The 19,438-nt window shown below is 56.0% G+C and carries 21 protein-coding genes and 1 other annotated feature; of the genes, 10 read left to right on the top strand and 11 right to left on the bottom strand.

Translation table 11 applies throughout. The annotated features are described in order from the left end of the window. Positions 1-6: 6 nt before the first annotated feature. The 9 genes from hisIE to hisL form a co-directional block, all read right to left on the bottom strand. On the bottom strand, positions 7-618 hold the full coding sequence (hisIE, locus tag P0H77_RS13695; RefSeq protein ID WP_276157414.1) for a bifunctional phosphoribosyl-AMP cyclohydrolase/phosphoribosyl-ATP diphosphatase HisIE: 612 nt from the start codon (positions 616-618) through the stop codon (positions 7-9). Further along, positions 612-1,388, bottom strand: a complete 777-nt coding sequence (gene hisF, locus P0H77_RS13690; RefSeq protein WP_276157413.1) for an imidazole glycerol phosphate synthase subunit HisF — start codon at positions 1,386-1,388, stop codon at positions 612-614. The genes hisIE and hisF overlap by 7 nt, the downstream gene beginning before the upstream one ends. Continuing rightward, on the bottom strand, positions 1,370-2,107 hold the full coding sequence (gene hisA, locus P0H77_RS13685; protein ID WP_276157412.1) for a 1-(5-phosphoribosyl)-5-[(5-phosphoribosylamino)methylideneamino]imidazole-4-carboxamide isomerase: 738 nt from the start codon (positions 2,105-2,107) through the stop codon (positions 1,370-1,372). Before hisA ends, hisF begins: the two co-directional genes overlap by 19 nt. Next, the gene (gene hisH / locus P0H77_RS13680; protein ID WP_276157411.1) at positions 2,107-2,697 is read right to left on the bottom strand and encodes an imidazole glycerol phosphate synthase subunit HisH; all 591 of its coding nucleotides are present in this window, start codon (positions 2,695-2,697) and stop codon (positions 2,107-2,109) included. The genes hisA and hisH overlap by 1 nt, the downstream gene beginning before the upstream one ends. Continuing rightward, complete coding sequence (gene hisB, locus P0H77_RS13675) at positions 2,697-3,764, bottom strand: bifunctional histidinol-phosphatase/imidazoleglycerol-phosphate dehydratase HisB (protein WP_276157410.1); 1,068 nt, start codon at positions 3,762-3,764, stop codon at positions 2,697-2,699. The genes hisH and hisB overlap by 1 nt, the downstream gene beginning before the upstream one ends. Next, complete coding sequence (gene hisC, locus P0H77_RS13670) at positions 3,761-4,822, bottom strand: histidinol-phosphate transaminase (RefSeq protein WP_276157409.1); 1,062 nt, start codon at positions 4,820-4,822, stop codon at positions 3,761-3,763. The genes hisB and hisC overlap by 4 nt, the downstream gene beginning before the upstream one ends. After that, positions 4,819-6,126: a histidinol dehydrogenase gene (gene hisD / locus P0H77_RS13665; protein ID WP_276157408.1), complete on the bottom strand. Its 1,308-nt coding sequence runs from the start codon at positions 6,124-6,126 to the stop codon at positions 4,819-4,821. Before hisD ends, hisC begins: the two co-directional genes overlap by 4 nt. 247 nt (positions 6,127-6,373) lie before the next feature. Then, positions 6,374-7,273 carry an ATP phosphoribosyltransferase gene (gene hisG, locus P0H77_RS13660; RefSeq protein WP_176919175.1) on the bottom strand — a complete coding sequence of 300 codons (900 nt, stop codon included), beginning with the start codon at positions 7,271-7,273 and terminating at the stop codon, positions 6,374-6,376. 35 nt (positions 7,274-7,308) lie between these two features. Continuing rightward, positions 7,309-7,432, bottom strand: a sequence feature (His leader region). After that, on the bottom strand, positions 7,408-7,458 hold the full coding sequence (hisL, locus tag P0H77_RS13655; protein WP_101706263.1) for a his operon leader peptide: 51 nt from the start codon (positions 7,456-7,458) through the stop codon (positions 7,408-7,410). It overlaps the preceding feature by 25 nt. Positions 7,459-7,629: 171 nt before the next feature. Between hisL and P0H77_RS13650 the strand changes: the two genes are divergently transcribed. From P0H77_RS13650 to tsuB, 4 genes are all read left to right on the top strand, one after another. Next, positions 7,630-8,454 carry an SDR family oxidoreductase gene (locus tag P0H77_RS13650; RefSeq protein WP_276157407.1) on the top strand — a complete coding sequence of 275 codons (825 nt, stop codon included), beginning with the start codon at positions 7,630-7,632 and terminating at the stop codon, positions 8,452-8,454. 336 nt (positions 8,455-8,790) lie between these two features. After that, positions 8,791-10,149, top strand: a complete 1,359-nt coding sequence (locus tag P0H77_RS13645; RefSeq protein WP_276157406.1) for an APC family permease — start codon at positions 8,791-8,793, stop codon at positions 10,147-10,149. 242 nt (positions 10,150-10,391) lie between these two features. Next, positions 10,392-11,447, top strand: coding sequence for a thiosulfate utilization transporter TsuA/YeeE (gene tsuA / locus P0H77_RS13640; RefSeq protein ID WP_276157405.1), 1,056 nt, complete (start codon positions 10,392-10,394; stop codon positions 11,445-11,447). A 19-nt stretch (positions 11,448-11,466) separates the two neighbouring features. Beyond that, positions 11,467-11,694 carry a thiosulfate utilization sulfurtransferase TsuB/YeeD gene (gene tsuB, locus P0H77_RS13635; RefSeq protein ID WP_103674147.1) on the top strand — a complete coding sequence of 76 codons (228 nt, stop codon included), beginning with the start codon at positions 11,467-11,469 and terminating at the stop codon, positions 11,692-11,694. 23 nt (positions 11,695-11,717) lie between these two features. On the opposite strand, the gene sbcB is transcribed toward tsuB, so the two are convergent. Then, positions 11,718-13,142, bottom strand: coding sequence for an exodeoxyribonuclease I (gene sbcB / locus P0H77_RS13630; RefSeq protein ID WP_276157404.1), 1,425 nt, complete (start codon positions 13,140-13,142; stop codon positions 11,718-11,720). Positions 13,143-13,325: 183 nt separating this feature from the next. Here sbcB and dacD point away from each other — a divergent pair, with 183 nt between their 5' ends. The 6 genes from dacD (at position 13,326) to P0H77_RS13600 (ending at position 18,838) form a co-directional block, all read left to right on the top strand. Further along, positions 13,326-14,498, top strand: coding sequence for a serine-type D-Ala-D-Ala carboxypeptidase DacD (gene dacD, locus P0H77_RS13625; RefSeq protein WP_276157403.1), 1,173 nt, complete (start codon positions 13,326-13,328; stop codon positions 14,496-14,498). 98 nt (positions 14,499-14,596) lie between these two features. Continuing rightward, positions 14,597-15,064: a DNA gyrase inhibitor SbmC gene (gene sbmC, locus P0H77_RS13620; protein ID WP_276157402.1), complete on the top strand. Its 468-nt coding sequence runs from the start codon at positions 14,597-14,599 to the stop codon at positions 15,062-15,064. A 104-nt stretch (positions 15,065-15,168) separates the two neighbouring features. After that, on the top strand, positions 15,169-16,227 hold the full coding sequence (locus P0H77_RS13615) for an FUSC family protein (protein ID WP_276157401.1): 1,059 nt from the start codon (positions 15,169-15,171) through the stop codon (positions 16,225-16,227). Between the two features lie 165 nt (positions 16,228-16,392). Further along, complete coding sequence (locus P0H77_RS13610) at positions 16,393-16,734, top strand: DUF496 family protein (RefSeq protein WP_276157400.1); 342 nt, start codon at positions 16,393-16,395, stop codon at positions 16,732-16,734. 292 nt (positions 16,735-17,026) lie between these two features. Continuing rightward, the gene (locus P0H77_RS13605) at positions 17,027-18,052 is read left to right on the top strand and encodes an LLM class flavin-dependent oxidoreductase (protein ID WP_276157399.1); all 1,026 of its coding nucleotides are present in this window, start codon (positions 17,027-17,029) and stop codon (positions 18,050-18,052) included. Between the two features lie 336 nt (positions 18,053-18,388). Continuing rightward, a complete protein-coding gene (locus P0H77_RS13600; protein WP_276157398.1) occupies positions 18,389-18,838 on the top strand; it encodes a hypothetical protein in 450 nt (149 codons plus the stop codon). Between the two features lie 80 nt (positions 18,839-18,918). Here P0H77_RS13600 and P0H77_RS13595 read toward each other — a convergent pair whose 3' ends face one another. Continuing rightward, positions 18,919-19,422 carry a DUF1543 domain-containing protein gene (locus tag P0H77_RS13595; RefSeq protein WP_276157397.1) on the bottom strand — a complete coding sequence of 168 codons (504 nt, stop codon included), beginning with the start codon at positions 19,420-19,422 and terminating at the stop codon, positions 18,919-18,921. Positions 19,423-19,438: the final 16 nt, after the last annotated feature.

The raw sequence follows: 19,438 nt of genomic DNA, 5'->3' as shown, positions 1-19,438 counted from the left end.
TATTTTTTACTGATGCCTTCCCCGTAAATTCTCAATCACCGCCGTCAAATCCAGTTCCTGATCCTGCAAGAGCACCAGCAGGTGATACATCAAATCCGACGCCTCGTTAGTCAGCTCAAAGCGGTCATGCACCGTGGCAGCCAGCGCGGTTTCCACGCCTTCTTCTCCCACCTTCTGCGCAATACGCTTAGTCCCGCTGGCGTACAGTTTCGCCGTATAGGAACTCGCAGGATCGGCGGTTTTTCTCGCGGCCAGCAACTGCTCAAGCTGATAAAGAAACAGCCACTGATGGCTGGCCTCACCGAAGCAGCTGGAGGTGCCTTTATGGCAGGTCGGCCCGATGGGGTTCACCAGCGCCAGCAGGGTGTCGTTATCGCAATCTGGCGTAATACTCACCACCTTTAAAAAATGGCCCGAGGTTTCGCCCTTGGTCCATAAACGCTGCTTTGTGCGGGAGAAAAAGGTGAGCTTACCGCATTCCTCGGTCTTTGCCAGTGCATCCTGGTTCATATAGCCCAGCATCAACACCTCGCCGGACACCGCGTGCTGTACCACCACCGGCAGCAGCCCGTCGGTCTTTTCCCAGTCCAGCGCTGCGCGTTGTTCCTCAGTTAACATACTCGTATCTCCACGCCCTGTGTCACCAGAAACGCTTTTAATTCACCAATATTAATGATCTGTTTGTGGAAGACGGACGCGGCCAGCGCGCCATCGACGTCGGCATCACGGAAGGCTTCATGGAAGTGTTCCATCGTACCCGCACCGCCGGAGGCGATCAGTGGCACGCGGCAGACGTCACGCACCTTCTTCAGCTGTTCAAGATCGTAACCGTTACGTACGCCGTCCTGATTCATCATATTCAGCACGATTTCGCCCGCGCCGCGCGTTTGCACTTCCTGCACCCAGTCGAGGGTCTCCCACTGGGTAATACGGGTGCGGCTTTCGTCGCCGGTATACTGATTCACATGGTACTTGCCGGTTTTTTCATCACGCCAGGTATCGATACCAACCACAATACACTGCACGCCAAAGCGATCGGCCAGCCGGGTAATCAATTCCGGGTCGGCCAGGGCAGGGGAGTTAATGGAAATCTTATCCGCGCCGAAGGAGAGGATCTGCGCCGCGTCTTCGGGGGATTTAATCCCGCCCGCCACGCAAAAGGGGATATCAATCACTTCTGCGACGCGGGAGACCCAGCTTTTATCGACCACGCGCCCGTCGCTGGAGGCGGTAATGTCATAGAAAACCAGTTCATCCGCGCCTTCTGCCGCGTAGCGCTGGGCCAGCGGCACGATATCGCCAATGATCTCATGATTGCGAAACTGTACGCCTTTCACCACCTGACCATCGCGCACGTCAAGACAGGGGATTATCCGTTTTGCCAGCATTCGATGGCCTCCTTCACGGTAAATTTACCTTCCAGCAGCGCACGTCCGACAATCACGCCGCGCACGCCGGTGCCGCGTAATGCGGCAATATCGTTAAGATCGCCAATGCCGCCGGAGGACTGAAATGCCACCTGCGGATAGCGGCTGCAAATTTCCTCATACAGCGAGACGTTGGAGCCTGCCAGCGTACCGTCGCGGGAGATATCAGTACATAAGACGTGTTTTAACCCCACCGGCAGATAGGTTTCCACCAGCGCTTCAAGGGAGACGCCGGAATCTTCCTGCCAGCCGCTCACCGCTACCTGTTTGTTACCCTGATCGTCAATACGAACATCTAACGCCAGCACCAGCGCGTCCGCACCAAAGCGTTCAAACCAGCCTTTGACGACCTCCGGCGATTTGACCGCCGTGGAGCCAACCACTACGCGGGAGACGCCCGCCGCCAGTAGCGTTGCCACGTCTTCTTCGCTTCGAACGCCGCCGCCGACCTGCACCGGGACAGTGACGCCCGCGACCAGCGTTTTGAGCAGCGAAATCTGGCGCTTCGCCGGATCTTTCGCCCCGGTCAAATCCACCAGATGCAGGACCTCAGCACCTTGCGCGGCATAATCCTGTAGCCGGGGCAGCGGGTCGCTACCGTAATCACGCTGCTGCGCGTAGTCGCCCTGATGCAGTCGCACAACCGTGCCGTCAATTAAATCCAAAGCCGGAATGATCATCACATCTCCAGGAAATTTTTCAGCAGTTGCGCACCCGCCGCACCGGAGCGCTCCGGATGAAATTGCACGCCGTAGAAGTTATCTTTTTGAATGGCGGCGGTAAACGGCTCACCGTAGTGGCACTGGGCAATAGTCCAGGTATTTACCGGCATGGCGTAGCTGTGTACGAAATAGAACCACTCTCCGTCTTCAATGCCACGAAATAAACGATTGCCCGCCTGCGGATAAATCTGGTTCCAGCCCATATGCGGCAGCGGCAGACCGAAATCGGTCATCTTCGGCACATCCTGATCGATGATATTCAGCAGTTCGACGCCGTTATTCTCTTCGCTGCGGCTGCCGAGCAACTGCATACCCAGGCAAATCCCCAGCACTGGCTGGGTACAGGCTCTGACCAGATCGTACAGCTCACGCTCGCGGATTTGATCCATCGCTGCCTGCGCGGTACCGACGCCCGGCAGGAACAATTTGTCGGCACGAAGCACCACATCCGGATCGCGGCTGACCACCGGCTCATAGCCGTGGCGCAGTATCGCGGACTTAACCGAATTCAGGTTGGCACAGCCGGTATCCAGAATCGCGACGTTCATTACAGCACCCCTTTAGAGGAGGGAAGAGTATCGCCTTCAACGCGGATCGCCTGACGCAGCGTACGGCCAAAGGCTTTAAACAGACTCTCGACACGATGGTGATCGTTTTTGCCCTTGGTTTTCAGGTGCAGGGTCACGCCCATGGTATAGGAGAGTGAGCGGAAGAAATGCTCGACCATCTCAGTGCTTAAATCCCCCACGCGCTGATAGGTAAACTCGGCGCGATACTCCAGATGTGGACGACCGGAAATATCCAGCGCGCAGCGGGCCAGGCATTCATCCATTGGCAAAACAAAACCAAAGCGGTTAATGCCGCGCTTGTCGCCGAGCGCCAGTTTCAGCGCTTCGCCGAGCGCCAGACCGGTATCTTCGACGGTATGGTGATCGTCGATGTATAAATCACCTTTCACCTGCACTTCCATGCGAAAGCCGCCGTGGGTGGCGATTTGATCGAGCATATGGTCGAAAAAGCCGACGCCCGTGTTCATTTTGCTGCCGCCTTCGCGGTCCAGCCAGACTTTAACGTCGATCTGCGTCTCTTTGGTGTTGCGCTCGACGTGCGCATAGCGGTCGCGGCGGGTGAGCTGTTCGCTAATCGCCGGCCAGTTCAGGGTGTCGCGGTTATAAAGCAGCCCGGTAATGCCCATGTTATCCGCCAGTTGAATGTCGGTCGCGCGATCGCCAATCACATAACTTTGCGCTTTATCCATCACGCCATCCGCCAGCCAGGCTTCCACCAGCCGGGTTTTCGGCTTGCGGCAGTCACAGTTATCGGCAGGCAGGTGCGGGCAAATCAGCACCTCTTCAAACTGAACGCCCTGCGAAGAGAAAATCTGCATCATCAGATTATGCGGGCCGTCAAAGTCGGCCTGCGGCAGGCTGTCAGTCCCCAGCCCGTCCTGATTGGTGATCATCACCAGCTTAAATCCGGCTTTCTTGAGTGTTAACAGCGCCGGGATTGCCTCTGGCTCGAAGGCCAGTTTGTCGAAACGATCGACCTGAAAATCGCTGGGTGGCTCGGCAATCAGCGTTCCATCGCGATCGATAAACAGATACTTCTGTGTCATACCTTCTCCGCACTTAAGGCGTCAATGACGCGCTGAGACTCTTCCCGGGTGCCGACCGTAATACGCAGGCAGCCGCTTAAAGAGGGTTGTTTATTCTGATCCCGTAAGATAATGCCCTGATCCCACAAAGATTTAAATACCGCACTCGATGCGGTGATCCGCACCAGAATATAGTTGGTTTCTGACGGGAATACCTGCTCCACACAGGGGATATTTTGCAGCGCCTCAATCAGGCGCTGGCGTTCATCAAGGATCTGTTGTACTCGCTCGCGCATAGCGAGGATACCTGGCGTGCTGAGCGCCTGGGCTGCGATGTCGGCAACCGGCGTGGAAAGCGGGTAGGGGGCGATCACTTTCATCAGCAGGTTAATCACCTCTTCATTCGCCAGCGTAAAGCCGCAGCGCAGCCCGGCCAGCGCAAAGGCTTTCGACAGGGTGCGCAAAATGACCAGGTGCGGATATTCGCTCAGCCAGCCAACCAGCGAAGCCTGCGGGCAAAACTCAATATAGGCTTCGTCGGCGACGACAATTGCCTTGCCGCGCGTCATCTCCAGCAGCACGCGCAGATCCTGTGGATTAATAATTTGCCCGGTGGGATTGTTGGGGCTACACACATAAATCACTTTCACGCCGTCCAGCTTGTCGGCGATGCCCTGGAGATCCAGTTGCCAGTCTTCCAGTGCCGGAACAGTGCGATATTCCACGCCGATGGTCTCGGCGCTGACGCTGTACATGCCATAGGTCGGTGGGCAGAACAGCACCGCGTCCTGACCCGGTTCGCAAAACGCGCGGATCAGCAGTTCAATGCCTTCATCCGCCCCGCGGCTGACCAGCACCTGTTGTGGTGTGACGCCAGCATAACGCGCGTAGTTTTCAATCACCGCTTTCGGCTGACATTCCGGGTAACGGTTTAACGTCTGCGCGGTCAACTGGAACTCCACCGCTTGCGGATATTCATTGGCGTTCAGCCAGACGTCCCCTTTACCGCCAAGGCGGCGGGCGGACTGATAAGGAACCAGTTCACGGACGTTAGCGCGGGCTAATTCTTCAATGCTCATGCTTCTTGCTCCTTCAGCGCGTTCATGCGCAACGTGACGGCGTTTTTGTGCGCGGTCAGCCGTTCAGCCGCCGCCAGCGTTTCAATGGTCGACGCCAGCGCCGCAAAGCCTTCGCGCGACAGCTCCTGGACGGTCATCCGTTTCTGAAAATCAGCCAGCCCGAGGCTTGAACAGGTGCGGGTATAGCCGTAAGTCGGTAACACGTGGTTGGTGCCGGAGGCGTAATCACCGGCGGATTCCGGCGACCAGTCGCCGAGGAAAACCGAGCCGGCGCTGGTAATGCTGTCGACCAGATCGCGGGCGTTGCGGGTCTGAATAATCAGGTGCTCCGGGCCATACTGGTTGGAGATGGCAACGCACTGGGCTAAATCCTGTGCCACGATCAGGCGGCTGGCGGAGAGTGCCTGACGCGCGGTGTCTGCACGTGGCAGGGTGGTAAGCTGACGTTCAACGGCCTGCGCCACGCGACTCGCCATGTCGGCGTCCGGTGTCAGCAGGATCACCTGTGAGTCCGGGCCGTGTTCGGCCTGTGAAAGCAGGTCGGAGGCGACGAAATCCGGGGTTGCGCCGCTGTCGGCAATCACCAGCACCTCAGAGGGGCCGGCGGGCATATCGATGGCCGCGCCGTCCAGACGCTGACTGACCTGGCGTTTGGCTTCGGTCACAAACGCGTTACCGGGGCCAAAAATTTTATCCACTTTGGGCACGGATTCGGTGCCGAACGCCAGCGCCGCGATGGCCTGCGCGCCACCCACGTTGAAGATGTTCTGCACGCCGCACAGCTGCGCGGCATAAAGGATTTCGTCGGCGATCGGCGGCGGCGAGCACAGTACGACGTTATGACATCCCGCGATGCGTGCCGGGGTCGCCAGCATCAGCACGGTAGAGAACAGCGGCGCTGAACCGCCGGGGATGTACAGGCCCACGGAATCCATCGGGCGCGTGACCTGCTGACAGCGCACGCCGGGCAGCGTTTCGACATCCACGGCGGGAAGGATCTGCGCATTGTGGAAGGTGGTGATGTTTTTCACCGCTACCGCCATCGCCTGTTTGATGTCATCATCCAGACGCGCGCTGGCGTCGGCGATGTCCTGCGCGGTCACTTTCAGCGCGCTGACGTCGGTTTTATCGAATCTGGCGCTGTACTCGCGTAGCGCGGCGTCGCCCCGGGTTTTAACGTTGTCGAGGATCTCCACTACCGTGCGGGTAATGCTGTCGGAGGCGGAAATCGCCGGGCGCATCAGCAGTTCACGCTGCTGCTGCGGGGTGCTGCTGTTCCAGTCGATGATGGTGTTAAAGCTCATATGATTACCCTGTCTGTTTGTGCTGAACGCCAGTCGTTGCGCCTGCCTGCCGGGTGGCGCTACGCTTACCCGGCCTACGGATGAATATCCGTTTTTGCGCCTGCCTGCCGGGTGGCGCTTTGCTTACCCGGCCTACGGATGGATATCCGACTTTGCGGCTGTTTGCCGGTTTGCATGGACTACCGTTTTGCCTGCCTGTTGTAGGCCCGGTAAGCGCAGCGCCACCGGGCAGGTTTGCCGACGCCGCTTACTCCATCATCTTCTCAATCGGCAGCACCAGAATCGAACTGGCCCCCAGCGCCTTCAGTTTTTCCATTGTCTCCCAGAACAGGGTTTCGCTACTCACCATGTGCATCGCCACGCGCTGCTGATCGCCCGCCAGCGGCAGAATGGTCGGACGTTCCGCGCCGGGCAGCAGGGCGACCACTTCTTCCAGACGCTCGGTTGGCGCGTGCATCATGATGTATTTCGATTCACGCGCCTGGATCACGCCCTGAATACGGGTCAGCAGCTTGTCAATCAACTGCTGTTTGCCTTCTTCCATTTCGCCGTCGCGCTGGATCAGACAGGCTTTCGAGCGGTAAATCACCTCGACTTCACGCAGGCCGTTCGCCTCAAGCGTCGCGCCGGTCGAGACCAGATCGCAAATCGCATCCGCCAGACCTGCGCGCGGAGCCACTTCAACCGAGCCGTTCAGCAGACAGGATTTAAAGGCAATGCCTTTCTGATCAAGATAGCGTTTCAGAAGGTGCGGATACGAGGTCGCGATACGTTTGCCGTCCAGCATCGCCGGGCCATCCCAGGCTTCATCGGCCGGGGTCGCCAGCGACAGGCGGCAGCCACCGAAGTCGAGACGGCGCAGGGTAAAGTAACGCGGATCTTCGCCCTGTGCGCGGCGGGTCAGCAGTTCCTCTTCCAGCACGTTCTCACCGATAATCCCGAGGTCCACCACGCCATCCATCACCAGCCCCGGAATATCGTCATCACGCACGCGCAGAATGTCGATGGGCATATTTTCCGCCAGCGCAATCAGACGCTGAGTGTGCAGGTTAATTTTAATGCCGCTGCGGGCCAGTAATTCGCGTGAATCATCGCTAAGACGGCCTGACTTCTGAATAGCTATGCGTAAACGGGTGTTATCTAACATTCTGTGGTCCTCATTATCCTGTCTGAATTCTGTCCAAAAAAAAGCCCCCGGAAGGCGATCTTCCGGGGGCTTTTTCTTGCGTTCATGCACCACTGGAAGATCTGAATGTCTTCCAGCACACATCGCCTGAAAGACTAGTCAGGATGATGGTGATGATGGTGGTGTTTAAATTGAACGCTGATCATAGTAATTCCGATGAATGCTTATTCGTGTTGCTTTAAACCTAAACTACTTCACCTGAGAATGGCAAGCCCTTTTTTTCAACTTTAACTCATTTCATATTCACCCACTGAATTGTCAGTTCCGTCAGGGTGGCGTAGCCTTATCAATAACAGGTCACGTTAAGGAGATAAGCCGTGAAAAAGATCGCAATTGTCGGTTTAGGATGGCTGGGGATGCCGCTGGCGCTTTCACTCACGGCGCGAGGATGGCAGATCGCCGGCAGTAAAACCACGTCCGATGGGGTTGAGGCCGCGCGGATGTGCGGGATCGACAGTTATCTGCTGCGCCTGGAGCCGGAACTGGTCTGCGAGACTGACGATCTTGACGCGTTAATGAACGTTGACGCGCTGGTAATCACGTTGCCCGCCCGCCGCAGCGGACCGGGTGAAGACTTCTATTTCCAGGCGGTGCAGGAAATCGTCGACAGTGCGCTGGCGTACCAGGTGAAGCGAATTATTTTCACCAGTTCCACGTCAGTGTACGGTAACGCCTCCGGGGTAATAAAGGAGAACGCACCGCGCGAGCCGGTTACCGCCAGTGGCCGGGTGCTTAAGGAGCTGGAAGACTGGTTGCACCATCTGCCGGGAACCTCCGTCGATATCGTGCGTCTCGCCGGGCTGGTTGGGCCGGGGCGTCATCCCGGGCGTTTCTTTGCCGGTAAAACTGCACCGGACGGGCAGCAGGGCGTTAATCTGGTGCATCTGGAAGACGTTGTTGCCGCCATCACGTTACTGCTCCAGACGCCTAAAGGCGGGCATATTTATAATATCTGCGCGCCGCAGCACCCGTCCCGCGCGGTGTTTTATCCGCAGATGGCCCGGCAACTGGGACTCGAGCCGCCGGTATTCACCTCGGGTGCCGAAGAGAATAAAGGAAAACTGATTGATGGCAGCCGGATTTGTCACGAACTGGGCTTTGACTATCAGTTCCCCGATCCGCTGGTTATGCCGATGGAGTAGGGTATTTTTAGCAAATAGTGCTATTAATACTTTTAATGATGCCGCCAGTGCTTAAAAATCAGTCAGTTAACGCGCGTTATTTTATGATCTGCCTCGCATTCTCTTGTCAGGCCGCCTTTCTTTAGGGCAAAATACGCCGCCTGCAAAAAATGAAACTAACCGACGTTAAACGCGTCGGTTATTTTTTTGCATAAAGACACTCATTCAATACCAAGAGGCCGGGCTTCGTACCGGATAGATATTTACTAAAAACCGACAGTTGTTGTCGCTGAGGAATCCTGAAAATGGGGCAATTTTTTGTTTACGCGACGGCATTCGCCGAAAAGGGGAATGACCATGTCGCATAACGTTACTCCAAACACCTCTCGCGTGGAATTGCGTAAAACGCTTACGCTGATTCCGGTTGTTATGATGGGTCTTGCCTATATGCAGCCGATGACGCTGTTCGATACGTTCGGCATAGTCTCTGGTTTGACGGATGGTCATGTGGCGACGGCATACGCCTTCGCGCTGGTGGCGATCCTCTTTACGGCGCTGAGCTACGGTAAACTGGTACGTCGTTTCCCGTCCGCTGGCTCCGCTTACACCTATGCCCAGAAATCCATCAGCCCGGTCGTTGGCTTTATGGTTGGCTGGTCGTCGCTGCTGGACTATCTGTTCATGCCGATGATCAACATTCTGCTGGCAAAAATCTATTTTGAAGCGCTGGTGCCTTCCGTGCCGTCGTGGATTTTCGTTGTCGCGCTGGTGGCCTTTATGACCATCTCTAACCTGCGCAGCATCAAGACCGTTGCCAATTTCAATACCCTGATTGTGATCCTGCAAATGGGCATCGTGGCGGTCATTGTCGGGATGATCATTTATGGTGTCGATCACGGCGAAGGCGCGGGGACGCTGACCAGCACCCGTCCGTTCTGGTCTGAAGGCGCACATGTCGTGCCGATGATCACCGGGGCAACCATTCTCTGCTTCTCGTTCCTGGGCTTTGACGGTATTTCTTCGCTTTCTGAAGAGACCAAAGATGCCGAGCGCGTGATCCCGAGAGCGATTTTCCTCACCGCGCTGATTGGCGGGCTGGTATTCATCGTCGCTTCGTATTTCCTGCAACTGTACTTCCCGGACATCTCTCGCTTTAAAGATCCGGATGCTTCGCAGCCAGAAATCATGCTGTACGTGGCAGGCAAAACCTTCCAGTGGGGCGTGCTGATTTTCTCCAGCGTAACCGTACTGGCCTCCGGTATGGCAGCGCACGCGGGCGTGTCTCGTCTGATGTACGTGATGGGGCGCGATGGCGTGTTCCCGAGCCGCTTCTTTGGTTATGTGCATCCGAAATGGCGTACCCCGGCATGGAACGTGTTGCTGGTTGGCGCGATTGCCCTGCTGGCGATTAAATTTGACCTGGTTACCGCAACGGCGCTGATTAACTTTGGTGCGCTGGTAGCGTTCACCTTCGTTAACCTGTCGGTGATTTCCCAGTTCTGGATCCGTGAAAAGCGTAATAAAACGCTGAAAGACCATTTCAACTATCTGATCCTGCCGGTGTGCGGTGCGCTGACCGTGGGCGCGCTGTGGGTTAACCTCGAAGAAAGTTCGATGATCCTCGGCCTGATTTGGGGCGCTATTGGTCTGGTTTACCTGGCCTGTGTAACCCGCGTGTTCCGTAGCCCGGTCCCGCAGTACGAAGATATCGCCTGATCATTAAGGCGTAATGCCGGGTGGCGGCTTCGCCTTACCCGGCCTACGGTCAACCATGACCCGTAGGCCCGCACAAGCGTAGCGCCGCCGGGCACCACGCCCCCCGAAACCGGAGACTTTGTGCTCCGGTTTTTTTATGTCTTATAACTCATGGTTATGGTTTAGAGTCTTTGGTTATTGGTTTGCGCCGGACGGGTCAGGAATAATTTGCTGACTGATATTTTCCGGATTAAGTATTTCTTATGTTGCAGATGATAGTAAGCGGCCTGTTTTGCGGTGCGCTATTGGGTTTTGTGATGCAACGCGGACGTTTCTGCCTGACGGGTGGCTTCCGCGATATGTACATCGCCAAAAATAACCGTATGTTTTACGCCCTGTTAATCGCGATCTGTATTCAGAGCGTTGGCGTGTTTGCCCTGATCCAGCTGGGCATCGTGCAATACGACGCGGGCGCATTCCCGTGGCTCGGCACCGTGGTGGGCGGCTTTGTCTTTGGCCTCGGCATTGTTTATGCCGGCGGCTGCGCGACCGGCACCTGGTATCGGGCGGGAGAAGGGCTTATTGGCAGCTGGATCGCGCTGGTGACTTACATGGTGATGAGTGCCGTGATGCGCTCCCCGCACGCCGCCGGGCTGAACCAGTTCCTGAAAACACAAAGCACCGCGCACAACTCTATTGCCGAAACGCTGAATGTCTCCGTCTGGCCGTTGATTGCGCTCCTGCTGGTGGTCACTGGCTGGCTGGTACTCAAAGAGCTGCGTAAACCGAAGCTGAGGGTTGCAACGCTGCCGCCGCGCCGTACCGGTCTGGCGCATCTGCTGTTCGAAAAGCGCTGGCATCCGTTCTTCACGGCAACCCTGATTGGGCTGATTGCGCTGCTGGCATGGCCGCTCAGCGAAGCGACCGGGCGCATGTTCGGCTTAGGCATCACCTCGCCAACCGCCAATATCCTGCAATTTCTGGTCGCGGGTGACAGCAAATTCCTCAACTGGGGCGTGTTCCTAGTGCTGGGGATTTTCCTCGGATCGTTTATTGCCGCTAAGGCCAGCCGTGAGTTCCGCGTGCGTGCCGCTGACGTTGGCACCACGTTGCGCAGCGCCTCCGGCGGCGTGCTGATGGGCTTCGGGGCCAGCATCGCGGGTGGCTGTTCCATCGGTAACGGACTGGTCATGACCGCCATGCTCACCTGGCAGGGCTGGATTGGCCTGGTCTTTATGATCCTCGGTGTCTGGACGGCGTCCTGGTTCCTGTATGTACGTCCGCAGCGTAAAGCAAAACTCGCCGCTGCGGCCGCTTAATTGATTGACTGGAGTAGAAATGGCGATTAAAAAACTCGACGTGGTGACGCAGGTTTGCCCGTTCCCGCTGATTGAAGCGAAAGCGGCGCTGGCAGAGATGCACAGCGGTGATGAACTGGTGATCGACTTTGACTGTACCCAGGCGACGGAAGCGATCCCGCAGTGGGCAGCAGAAGAGGGGCACAGCATCACCGACTATCAGCAGGTTGGCGATGCCGCCTGGTCCATTACCGTCAAAAAAGCCTGAGTTTGACTGGCGCGGGGGACGGCTTACACCGTCTCCTGCGCATACTGATATAACGCCTTCAGCAGCGCCTGCTTCTCACTGTTTCCCTCATATTGCCCCCACAACGCTTCCAGCTCCTGCGCATAGCCCTGTAAAAACTCAGGCGTGAAAACGTTGCGACGGTGCTGCAGCCAGCGTTGCTGTTCGGCTTCGTCCAGGGTACCAGGGAAATTGCGCGCCCGGTAATTAAACAGCAGACGTTCAATGCGTTTATCGGCAAAGGTAATATCCAGCGCGGGCAGATTGCGCGGATCGGTCTCCAGCACGATTTTCATCGCCGCGCGATCGGCATCGCTGAAAAAGCCGTTATAGAGTTGCGTATCGACATTGTCCGACGGCACAAACGGCTCGGCGTCGGCAAAGATCGCCACCACTTTTTCGCGCACCTGTGGGTTTTCACGCAGGATTTTCAGGTTGTCGAGGCAGCGCTGGCGGTTGATGCCCAGACGGTCGGCATCTTCCGGGCGCAGCGTATTTTGCTGTGCCAGCACCGGGCATTTGTTCAGATGCACCAGCTTGACCGGCACCGGCAGCGCATCGCCGAGATCGGCTTTCGCGGTATAGAGCCGTTCGCGCAGGGCGTCGGCATCCAGGTCCAGCAGCACGGAGACGTCTTCCGCGAGATCGACCATAATCACCGCGTTGCGATTTTCCGGGTGCCACGCCAGCGGGGCGACCAGACTGGTATTGCCGCGCCAGGCACCGAACATCCCTGAGACATGCACCAGCGGTTTCATCTGCGGCACGTCGATCAGCGTCATCAGCTTATTTTTACCGCGGTACGTGTAGAGATAGTCGAACAGGCGCGGCTGTCTGGTTTTCAGCAGCTTCGCCATGGCAATTGTCGCGTAGACATCTGCCATCGCATCGTGGGCGTTACTGTGCTCAATACCGTTGGCTTTGGTCAGATGCTCAAGGCGGAAGCTCGGCAAGCCTTCGTCATTTTCCGGCCAGTGAATGCCTTCCGGGCGCAGGGCGTAGCAGGCGCGCATTGCGTCCAGCAGATCCCAGCGCGAGTTGTCATGCTGCCAGCTCCACGCGTAGGGATCGTAAAAGTTGCGATAGAAAATATTCCGCGTGACTTCATCGTCAAAACGCACGTTGTTATAGCCCACCACGCAGGTCTTCGGCACGGTAAACAGGTCATGAATGCGCCGCGCGAAGGTGGCTTCGTTATCGCCTTTCGCCAGCGCTTCCTGCGGCGTGATGCCGGTGATCATTACCGCTTCCGGCTGCGGAAGATAATCATCAGCGGGCTTGCAGTAGAACACCTCGGGCTCACCCGTCACGGTAAAATCAGCATCGGTGCGGATGGCGGCGAACTGAGCAGGCCGGTCCAGCGCCGGACTGGTACCAAAGGTTTCGTAATCGTGAAATAAAAATCCTGGCTGATGCGGCGTATCTTGCATAGGTATGATTAATCCGTGATGGGCTGCGAGGGAGACTCACCGGTATGGTAAACGATTTAGCCAGCCATCGTAAGCGTCAGTTCCGGGTTTCTGTCCGTGATGGATGTCATATTTCCTTGCACTTTAACCGGGCACGTTGTCAGGATCTCCCGTACAAAGGACGGCGAATTATAGAATGAGGATATGCTGTTGAAACGCCGTCTGTTTATTGCTGTTTCTTTACTCGCTTCAGGGATTTCTTCCGCGCTGGCTGACGATACCTTTGCCGTCTCGCCGCAGCCGCCTGCCGTCCAGGCGGGAGCCTGGGTGCTGATGGATTATACCACCGGTCAAATTCTGACCGCCGGGAACGAACATCAGCAGCGCAACCCCGCCAGCCTGACCAAACTGATGACCGGTTATGTTATTGACCGGGCTATTGATAGTCACCGTATTCGTGCAGATGACGTTGTAACCGTTGGCAAAGACGCGTGGGCGAAAGGGAATCCGGTGTTTGACGGCTCGTCGCTGATGTTTCTTAAACCCGGCGATCGCTTAACGGTACACGATTTGAGCCGGGGGCTGATTGTCGATTCAGGTAACGATGCCTGCGTGGCGCTGGCGGATTATGTTGCCGGCGGCCAGCCGCAGTTTGTGAAGATGATGAACAGCTATGTTCAGAAGCTTAACCTGCGCGATACCCATTTCGAAACCGTCCACGGCCTTGATGCGCCGGGGCAGCACAGTTCGGCTTACGATCTGGCGGTGCTTTCCCGCGCCATTATTCACGGCGAGCCGGAGTTTTATCACATGTACAGTGAGAAAAGCCTGACGTGGAACGGTATTACCCAACAGAACCGTAACGGCCTGTTATGGGATAAGACACTGAAAATCGACGGTCTGAAAACCGGTCACACGTCGGGAGCCGGGTTTAACCTGATCGCCTCTGCCGTAGAGGGAAATCAGCGGCTGATCGCAGTGATTATGGGCGCAGCCAGTGCCAAAGGCCGCGAAGATGAAGCGCGCAAGCTGCTGGTCTGGGGCCAGCAGAACTATGCCACCGTGCAGATCCTGACGAAGGGGAAATCCATTGGCAACGAGCGCGTCTGGTATGGTGATAAAGAAAATGTCGCCGTTGGCCCGGACCGTGATTTCTGGATGGCGCTGCCGAAAACGGAAATCGAACATATTAAGGCCCGGTACGTGCTGAACGGCAAAGAGCTGGATGCGCCGATTGCCGCTCATCAATCTGTCGGTGAAATCGAACTCTACGATCGCGATAAGGTCGTCGCCCGGCTGCCGCTTACCACCCTGAACAGCGTGGAAAAAGGCGGTCTGTTCTCGCGCCTGAGCGATTATCTGCATCACAAATCCTGATTTTCAGCGCCCCCCATCGGGGGCGCTTTTTGCATCTCCTCCTTTCAGCAGACATACTTAACCTATCGGCTTCATATCGTCATCCAACGGGAGGCTACATGGATTATCACATTGAACAGGCTGACTCGCGCAACGTCGCAGGTTTTCACCTCGTCGGACCGTGGGAGAAAACGGTTAAACAGGGCTTTGAGCAACTGGTGCTGTGGGTTGATACCCGGCATATTCAGCCGCAGGAATGGCTGGCGATTTATTACGATAATCCGGATGACACGCCCGCCGAAAAACTGCGCTGTGCAACGGTGGTGAGAGTGGAAGAAGGCTTCACCGTTGGCGAAAACAGCCCTGGCGTGATCCATACCGAGATTGAGGGCGGGCAGTACGCCATCGCCAGCGCGCGGGTCGACAATCATGATTTTGCCACCCCGTGGCGTGAGTTCTTTGAGAGCTTGTCGCAGGATGGCAACCACCAGATTGCCCCTCGTCCCTGTTTTGAAATTTACCTGAATGACGGTAACGCGGACGGCTACTGGGATATTGATATGTATATCCCGCTCGCGGATGCATAAGAAAATCGCCTTATTGATTGAAAGGGAATTCGCACAGAGGGGATGCTTATGCCCGGAAAAAAACGGTACAATTGCGCTTTTGAACGAGTGGCCGGAGAGCGGGTTTGCGCGCTGATAAGTCCTTAAGTCCCTTTGAGATCCGTTTGTATCGTCACTACCGGATAGTGCACGGTGTCCGTATCGCACTGGCGTTTATTCTTACCTTTTTACTGGTAAGACTATTTGATATCCCGGAAGGGACGTGGCCGCTCATTACCCTGGTGGTGATCATGGGGCCCATTTCGTTCTGGGGTAACGTGGTGCCGCGCGCGTTTGAGCGTATCGGCGGCACGATCCTCGGCTCGGCGCTGGGGCTGGTGGCCCTTCAGCTCGAGCGCTACTCATTGCCCATTATGCTGATCTGGTGTGCAGCCGCGATGTTTTTATGCGCCTGGCTGACGCTCGGCAAGCGACCTTATCAGGCGCTACTGATCGGCATTACCCTCGCGGTGGTTGTCGGGTCGCCGGTCGGTGATATGCACACTGCGCTGTGGCGAAGCGGCGATGTTATTTTCGGCTCCTTGCTGGCAATGCTCTTTACCGGCATCTGGCCGCAGCGGGCGTTTTTGCACTGGCGCATTCAGATGGCGAACTACGTGACCACGTTTAACCGCCTTTATCAGGCCGGGTTTTCGCCCAACCTGGTCGAGCGCCCGCGTCTTGAAAAGCGCCAGCAAAACGTGCTTAACGATGTGGTAAAAATGCGCGGTTTGATTACTCCCGCCAGCAAAGAAACCCATATCCAGAAGTCGATTTTTGAAGCCATCCAGACCATTAACCGCAATCTGGTGTGTATCCTGGAGCTGCAAATCAACGCCTTCTGGGCCTCGCGCGCCAGCCATTTCATCATGCTCAACGCGCATACCCTGCGCGAAACCCAGCAGATGACCCAGCAAACGCTGCTGACCATTGCTCATGCGTTGTACGAAGGCAATCCGCAGCCGATCCTCGCCAATAGCGAAAAACTCAATGAGATTGTCGCCGAGCTTCGTCAGCTTATCAAAGAGTATGAAGGAGATGATCTGGTCGAAACACCGATGCACGGCTACGTGTGGCTGAGCATGGAACTGGCGCGGCAACTGGAACTGCTATCGCATCTGATTTGCCGGGCGCTGCGCAAATAAACTGCAAACGGCGGCGGTTTTGCGCCAGGTGTTTCGATTCAGCCCCATTTAGCGGTATGATAAGAACAAAGTAAAAATGATTGTCTTCAGCGATAGCTCTCAGTAGTGTTTACCTTATGGCTGTCGCATTAACGAATCCGAATCTCAATTATCAGAGGTATAGCAATGGAAACCACCAAGCCTTCATTTCAGGACGTACTGGAGTTTGTTCGTTTGTTCCGTCGTAAAAACAAACTGCAGCGTGAAATCCAGGACGTTGAGAAAAAGATCCGTGATAACCAGAAGCGCGTACTGCTGCTCGACAACCTCAGCGATTACATCAAGCCGGGGATGAGCGTGGAAGCGATTCAGGGCATCATCGCCAACATGAAAAGCGACTATGAAGATCGCGTGGATGACTACATCATCAAAAATGCGGAAATCTCCAAAGAGCGCCGCGAAATCTCCAAAAAACTGAAGGTGATGGGCGAGCTGAAAGTTCACGACACGGATGCTCAGCCTGAGTAATGCTGGTCTGCGGTGAGAGGCTCTCTCACCGCATCCTTTCTTAAGCCAGATCTGGCGCAAAAACATTCCATGATGGCGGGACACGCTCCCGTATTTGCTTAGCCCTTATCACGCGTAGCTTATTCTGCGTGAGCACTGCAACGATGCGTCAGGGCAAATTCACCCGCTTTAAAGCAGTCTTAATTGGTCAATTTATTTGACGTTTTAGGTGAATCAAACGCTATTTATTCTTTCACAGTCATGCGTAAAGTAGAGAGCCTGCTGATGATTTACCAGAACAGGACAATCCCTCATGAAAAAGATCGGCTTTTTGTCGTTTGGTCACTGGACGCCGTCGCCGCATTCGGCAACGCGTTCCGCGGCCGATGCGCTGCTCCAGTCCATCGATTTAGCGGTTGCCGCTGAAGAGCTGGGCGCTGACGGCGCGTATTTTCGCGTACACCATTTTGCCCGCCAGCTTGCCTCACCGTTTCCCTTACTGGCCGCCATTGGCGCAAAGACCTGCCGCATTGAGATTGGCACCGGGGTGATCGACATGCGCTATGAGAACCCGCTGTATATGGCCGAAAGCGCCGGTGCGGCGGATCTTATCGCCGGTGGCCGCCTGCAACTCGGCATCAGCCGTGGTTCGCCGGAGCAGGTGATCGATGGCTGGCGTTATTTCGGCTATCAGCCTGCTGAGGGGCAGAACGAGGCCGATATGGCGCGTCAGCATACAGAGGTGCTGCTGGACGTACTACGCGGTGAAGGCTTTGCCAGACCCAACCCGCAGCCGATGTTTCCCAACCCGCCGGGAATGCTGCGCCCGGAACCCTATTCTGAGGGGCTGCGCGAGCGCATCTGGTGGGGAGCCTCGTCCGATGCGACGGCGGTCTGGGCGGCGAAGCTGGGCATGCATCTGCAAAGTTCTACATTGAAGAACGATGAAACCGGCGAACCGTTCCATATTCAGCAGGCCAAACAGATCCGCGCCTATCGTGCCGCCTGGGCGGAAGCGGGGCATGCACGTACGCCGCGCGTCTCGGTCAGCCGCAGCATCTTTGCGCTGATGAACGATCGCGATCGGGCGTATTTCGGTGCCAGCGGCGATGACAGCGATAAAGTCGGCTTTATTGACGACCAGACCCGCGCCATCTTTGGCCGCAGCTACGCCGCCGAGCCGGACAAGCTGATTACGCAGTTAAAACAGGATGAAGCGATTGCCGAAGCGGATACCCTGCTGCTGACCGTGCCGAACCAGCTCGGCGTGGAATATAACGTCCACGTGATTGAATCGATACTGAAACACGTGGCACCTGCGATGGGGTGGAAAGGGTAGAGATTAATCAAATAAAGACGGCGTGATGATTTTGCGAGCCGTCTTCCAGAAACGCGCTTGCCGCTCCTTATCAATCGCAGTATTCTTTTCCCGCACCTGCAAAATCAGGTGCCGGGATTAGCCTCCTGAAAATCCTTCACTGACGACACAAGGCGCGTCTGCGCTTTTTTTGTGTCGTGCGTTCTGCTACACCTCAATGGTGGGGCCGGACGGGGGCGTCGAAAGACGCGCCGGTGTCAGTGAGGCCGGTAAGGCTAACTCCGTTCGGTTCCACCACCCATGAGATTAGCCTCTCCGGTGATGGAAATAACTTACTACTCACTGGAGGTTGCCTTTATGGCTACGATCCCCACTCAAACACACCCGTTACTTGCTGTTCCCTTTAACGCTGCCACGGATTTCACCGTGCTGGCCGAACACTGCGAAACCTTCGCCGGGACGCTGATTGAAAGCAACGATCCCACCCTGAAAATGGCGCTGTGCGGCAGAATCAACGCCAGCCTGATGTTATTACAGCCCACCTTGCTCGACCCTGTTCCGGCGCATCTTGTTGAAAGCCTGACGGTGAACGCGCCGCCGGAGGATGTCCCCCGTTTTACCCCCGAATGTACTGAACTGTGCAACTACTGCCTGGCCCTGACGCAAACGCTGGCCGGGACGGGGTTTTCCTCAGAAACGGAGAAATACCTTAGCTGGCTGCTGTTTGACTTGCTCAGCTACTTCTCAGCGGAAATGCGCGCGCCGCGGTGGTTGAGAACGGCAGAAGGGGTGGTGGATATTGGGTAAAGGCGTCTGATGCTAAAGCCCGCTGAAGGCGCGGGCTCTGGCATTCTCCATCCTGGATTGCTACGCCTGTCTTTGCAGTGTCAGACACCAATCGGTTGATAGCCTTGCCATTCAGGTTTATCGCGATGTCCTGCATCGCAGGGAGTGAGGTGAATAAATAAATCACCCACCTTTTCAAGTAACAGACAATCATCAACATCTTTTAAATTATCCTTATGTTGATGATCGACGCCACGGAGCAGCGTTTGCATCGCTTTCTTTTTAGCACGCTGCGCATTTTCGGCGACAAACAGATCAAACTCATGCAGTTCCGCCAGGGTGTCCGGCCTGTAACCTCCGGCATTAACGAAAAATAACCGTTCCGCAGAGTGAGGTGCTTCAGCCGAAAGCGTAACAGAATATCCGTCGGCCCACGTAATGCGACTGTAGCCGTCAATATGAATTTTATCGCTGTCACCAAACCATGCCTCGCGAAGCGCAGGCCAGGCCTCTTTTGGCTCACGTGCAGCGACAAACTGAATGTCATGCACTTCAATATTCGATTTACCGGCATTTCCGCCGATATAAAACATATACAGATTCATTAAAACCCTCATTTGC

Source organism: Superficieibacter sp. HKU1 (genome assembly GCF_029319185.1).
Lineage (GTDB): Bacteria > Pseudomonadota > Gammaproteobacteria > Enterobacterales > Enterobacteriaceae > Superficieibacter.
Note: the sequence above shows the minus strand (reverse complement) of the source record. Positions and strands in the feature narration are given on the sequence as shown.

Excerpts from the sequence above, each read along its gene's own strand:
- hisF (WP_276157413.1), bottom strand. The coding sequence starts at position 1,388 with ATGCTGGCAAAACGGATAATCCCCTGTCTTGACGTGCGCGATGGTCAG.
- hisB (WP_276157410.1), bottom strand. The coding sequence starts at position 3,764 with ATGACACAGAAGTATCTGTTTATCGATCGCGATGGAACGCTGATTGCC.
- P0H77_RS13645 (WP_276157406.1), top strand. The coding sequence starts at position 8,791 with ATGTCGCATAACGTTACTCCAAACACCTCTCGCGTGGAATTGCGTAAA.
- dacD (WP_276157403.1), top strand. The coding sequence starts at position 13,326 with ATGCTGTTGAAACGCCGTCTGTTTATTGCTGTTTCTTTACTCGCTTCA.
- hisIE (WP_276157414.1), bottom strand. The coding sequence starts at position 618 with ATGTTAACTGAGGAACAACGCGCAGCGCTGGACTGGGAAAAGACCGAC.
- P0H77_RS13595 (WP_276157397.1), bottom strand. The coding sequence starts at position 19,422 with ATGAATCTGTATATGTTTTATATCGGCGGAAATGCCGGTAAATCGAAT.
- hisC (WP_276157409.1), bottom strand. The coding sequence starts at position 4,822 with ATGAGCATTGAAGAATTAGCCCGCGCTAACGTCCGTGAACTGGTTCCT.
- tsuB (WP_103674147.1), top strand. The coding sequence starts at position 11,467 with ATGGCGATTAAAAAACTCGACGTGGTGACGCAGGTTTGCCCGTTCCCG.
- sbcB (WP_276157404.1), bottom strand. The coding sequence starts at position 13,142 with ATGCAAGATACGCCGCATCAGCCAGGATTTTTATTTCACGATTACGAA.
- hisG (WP_176919175.1), bottom strand. The coding sequence starts at position 7,273 with ATGTTAGATAACACCCGTTTACGCATAGCTATTCAGAAGTCAGGCCGT.
- hisH (WP_276157411.1), bottom strand. The coding sequence starts at position 2,697 with ATGAACGTCGCGATTCTGGATACCGGCTGTGCCAACCTGAATTCGGTT.
- hisA (WP_276157412.1), bottom strand. The coding sequence starts at position 2,107 with ATGATCATTCCGGCTTTGGATTTAATTGACGGCACGGTTGTGCGACTG.
- P0H77_RS13610 (WP_276157400.1), top strand. The coding sequence starts at position 16,393 with ATGGAAACCACCAAGCCTTCATTTCAGGACGTACTGGAGTTTGTTCGT.
- P0H77_RS13600 (WP_276157398.1), top strand. The coding sequence starts at position 18,389 with ATGGCTACGATCCCCACTCAAACACACCCGTTACTTGCTGTTCCCTTT.
- tsuA (WP_276157405.1), top strand. The coding sequence starts at position 10,392 with ATGTTGCAGATGATAGTAAGCGGCCTGTTTTGCGGTGCGCTATTGGGT.
- sbmC (WP_276157402.1), top strand. The coding sequence starts at position 14,597 with ATGGATTATCACATTGAACAGGCTGACTCGCGCAACGTCGCAGGTTTT.
- P0H77_RS13605 (WP_276157399.1), top strand. The coding sequence starts at position 17,027 with ATGAAAAAGATCGGCTTTTTGTCGTTTGGTCACTGGACGCCGTCGCCG.
- hisD (WP_276157408.1), bottom strand. The coding sequence starts at position 6,126 with ATGAGCTTTAACACCATCATCGACTGGAACAGCAGCACCCCGCAGCAG.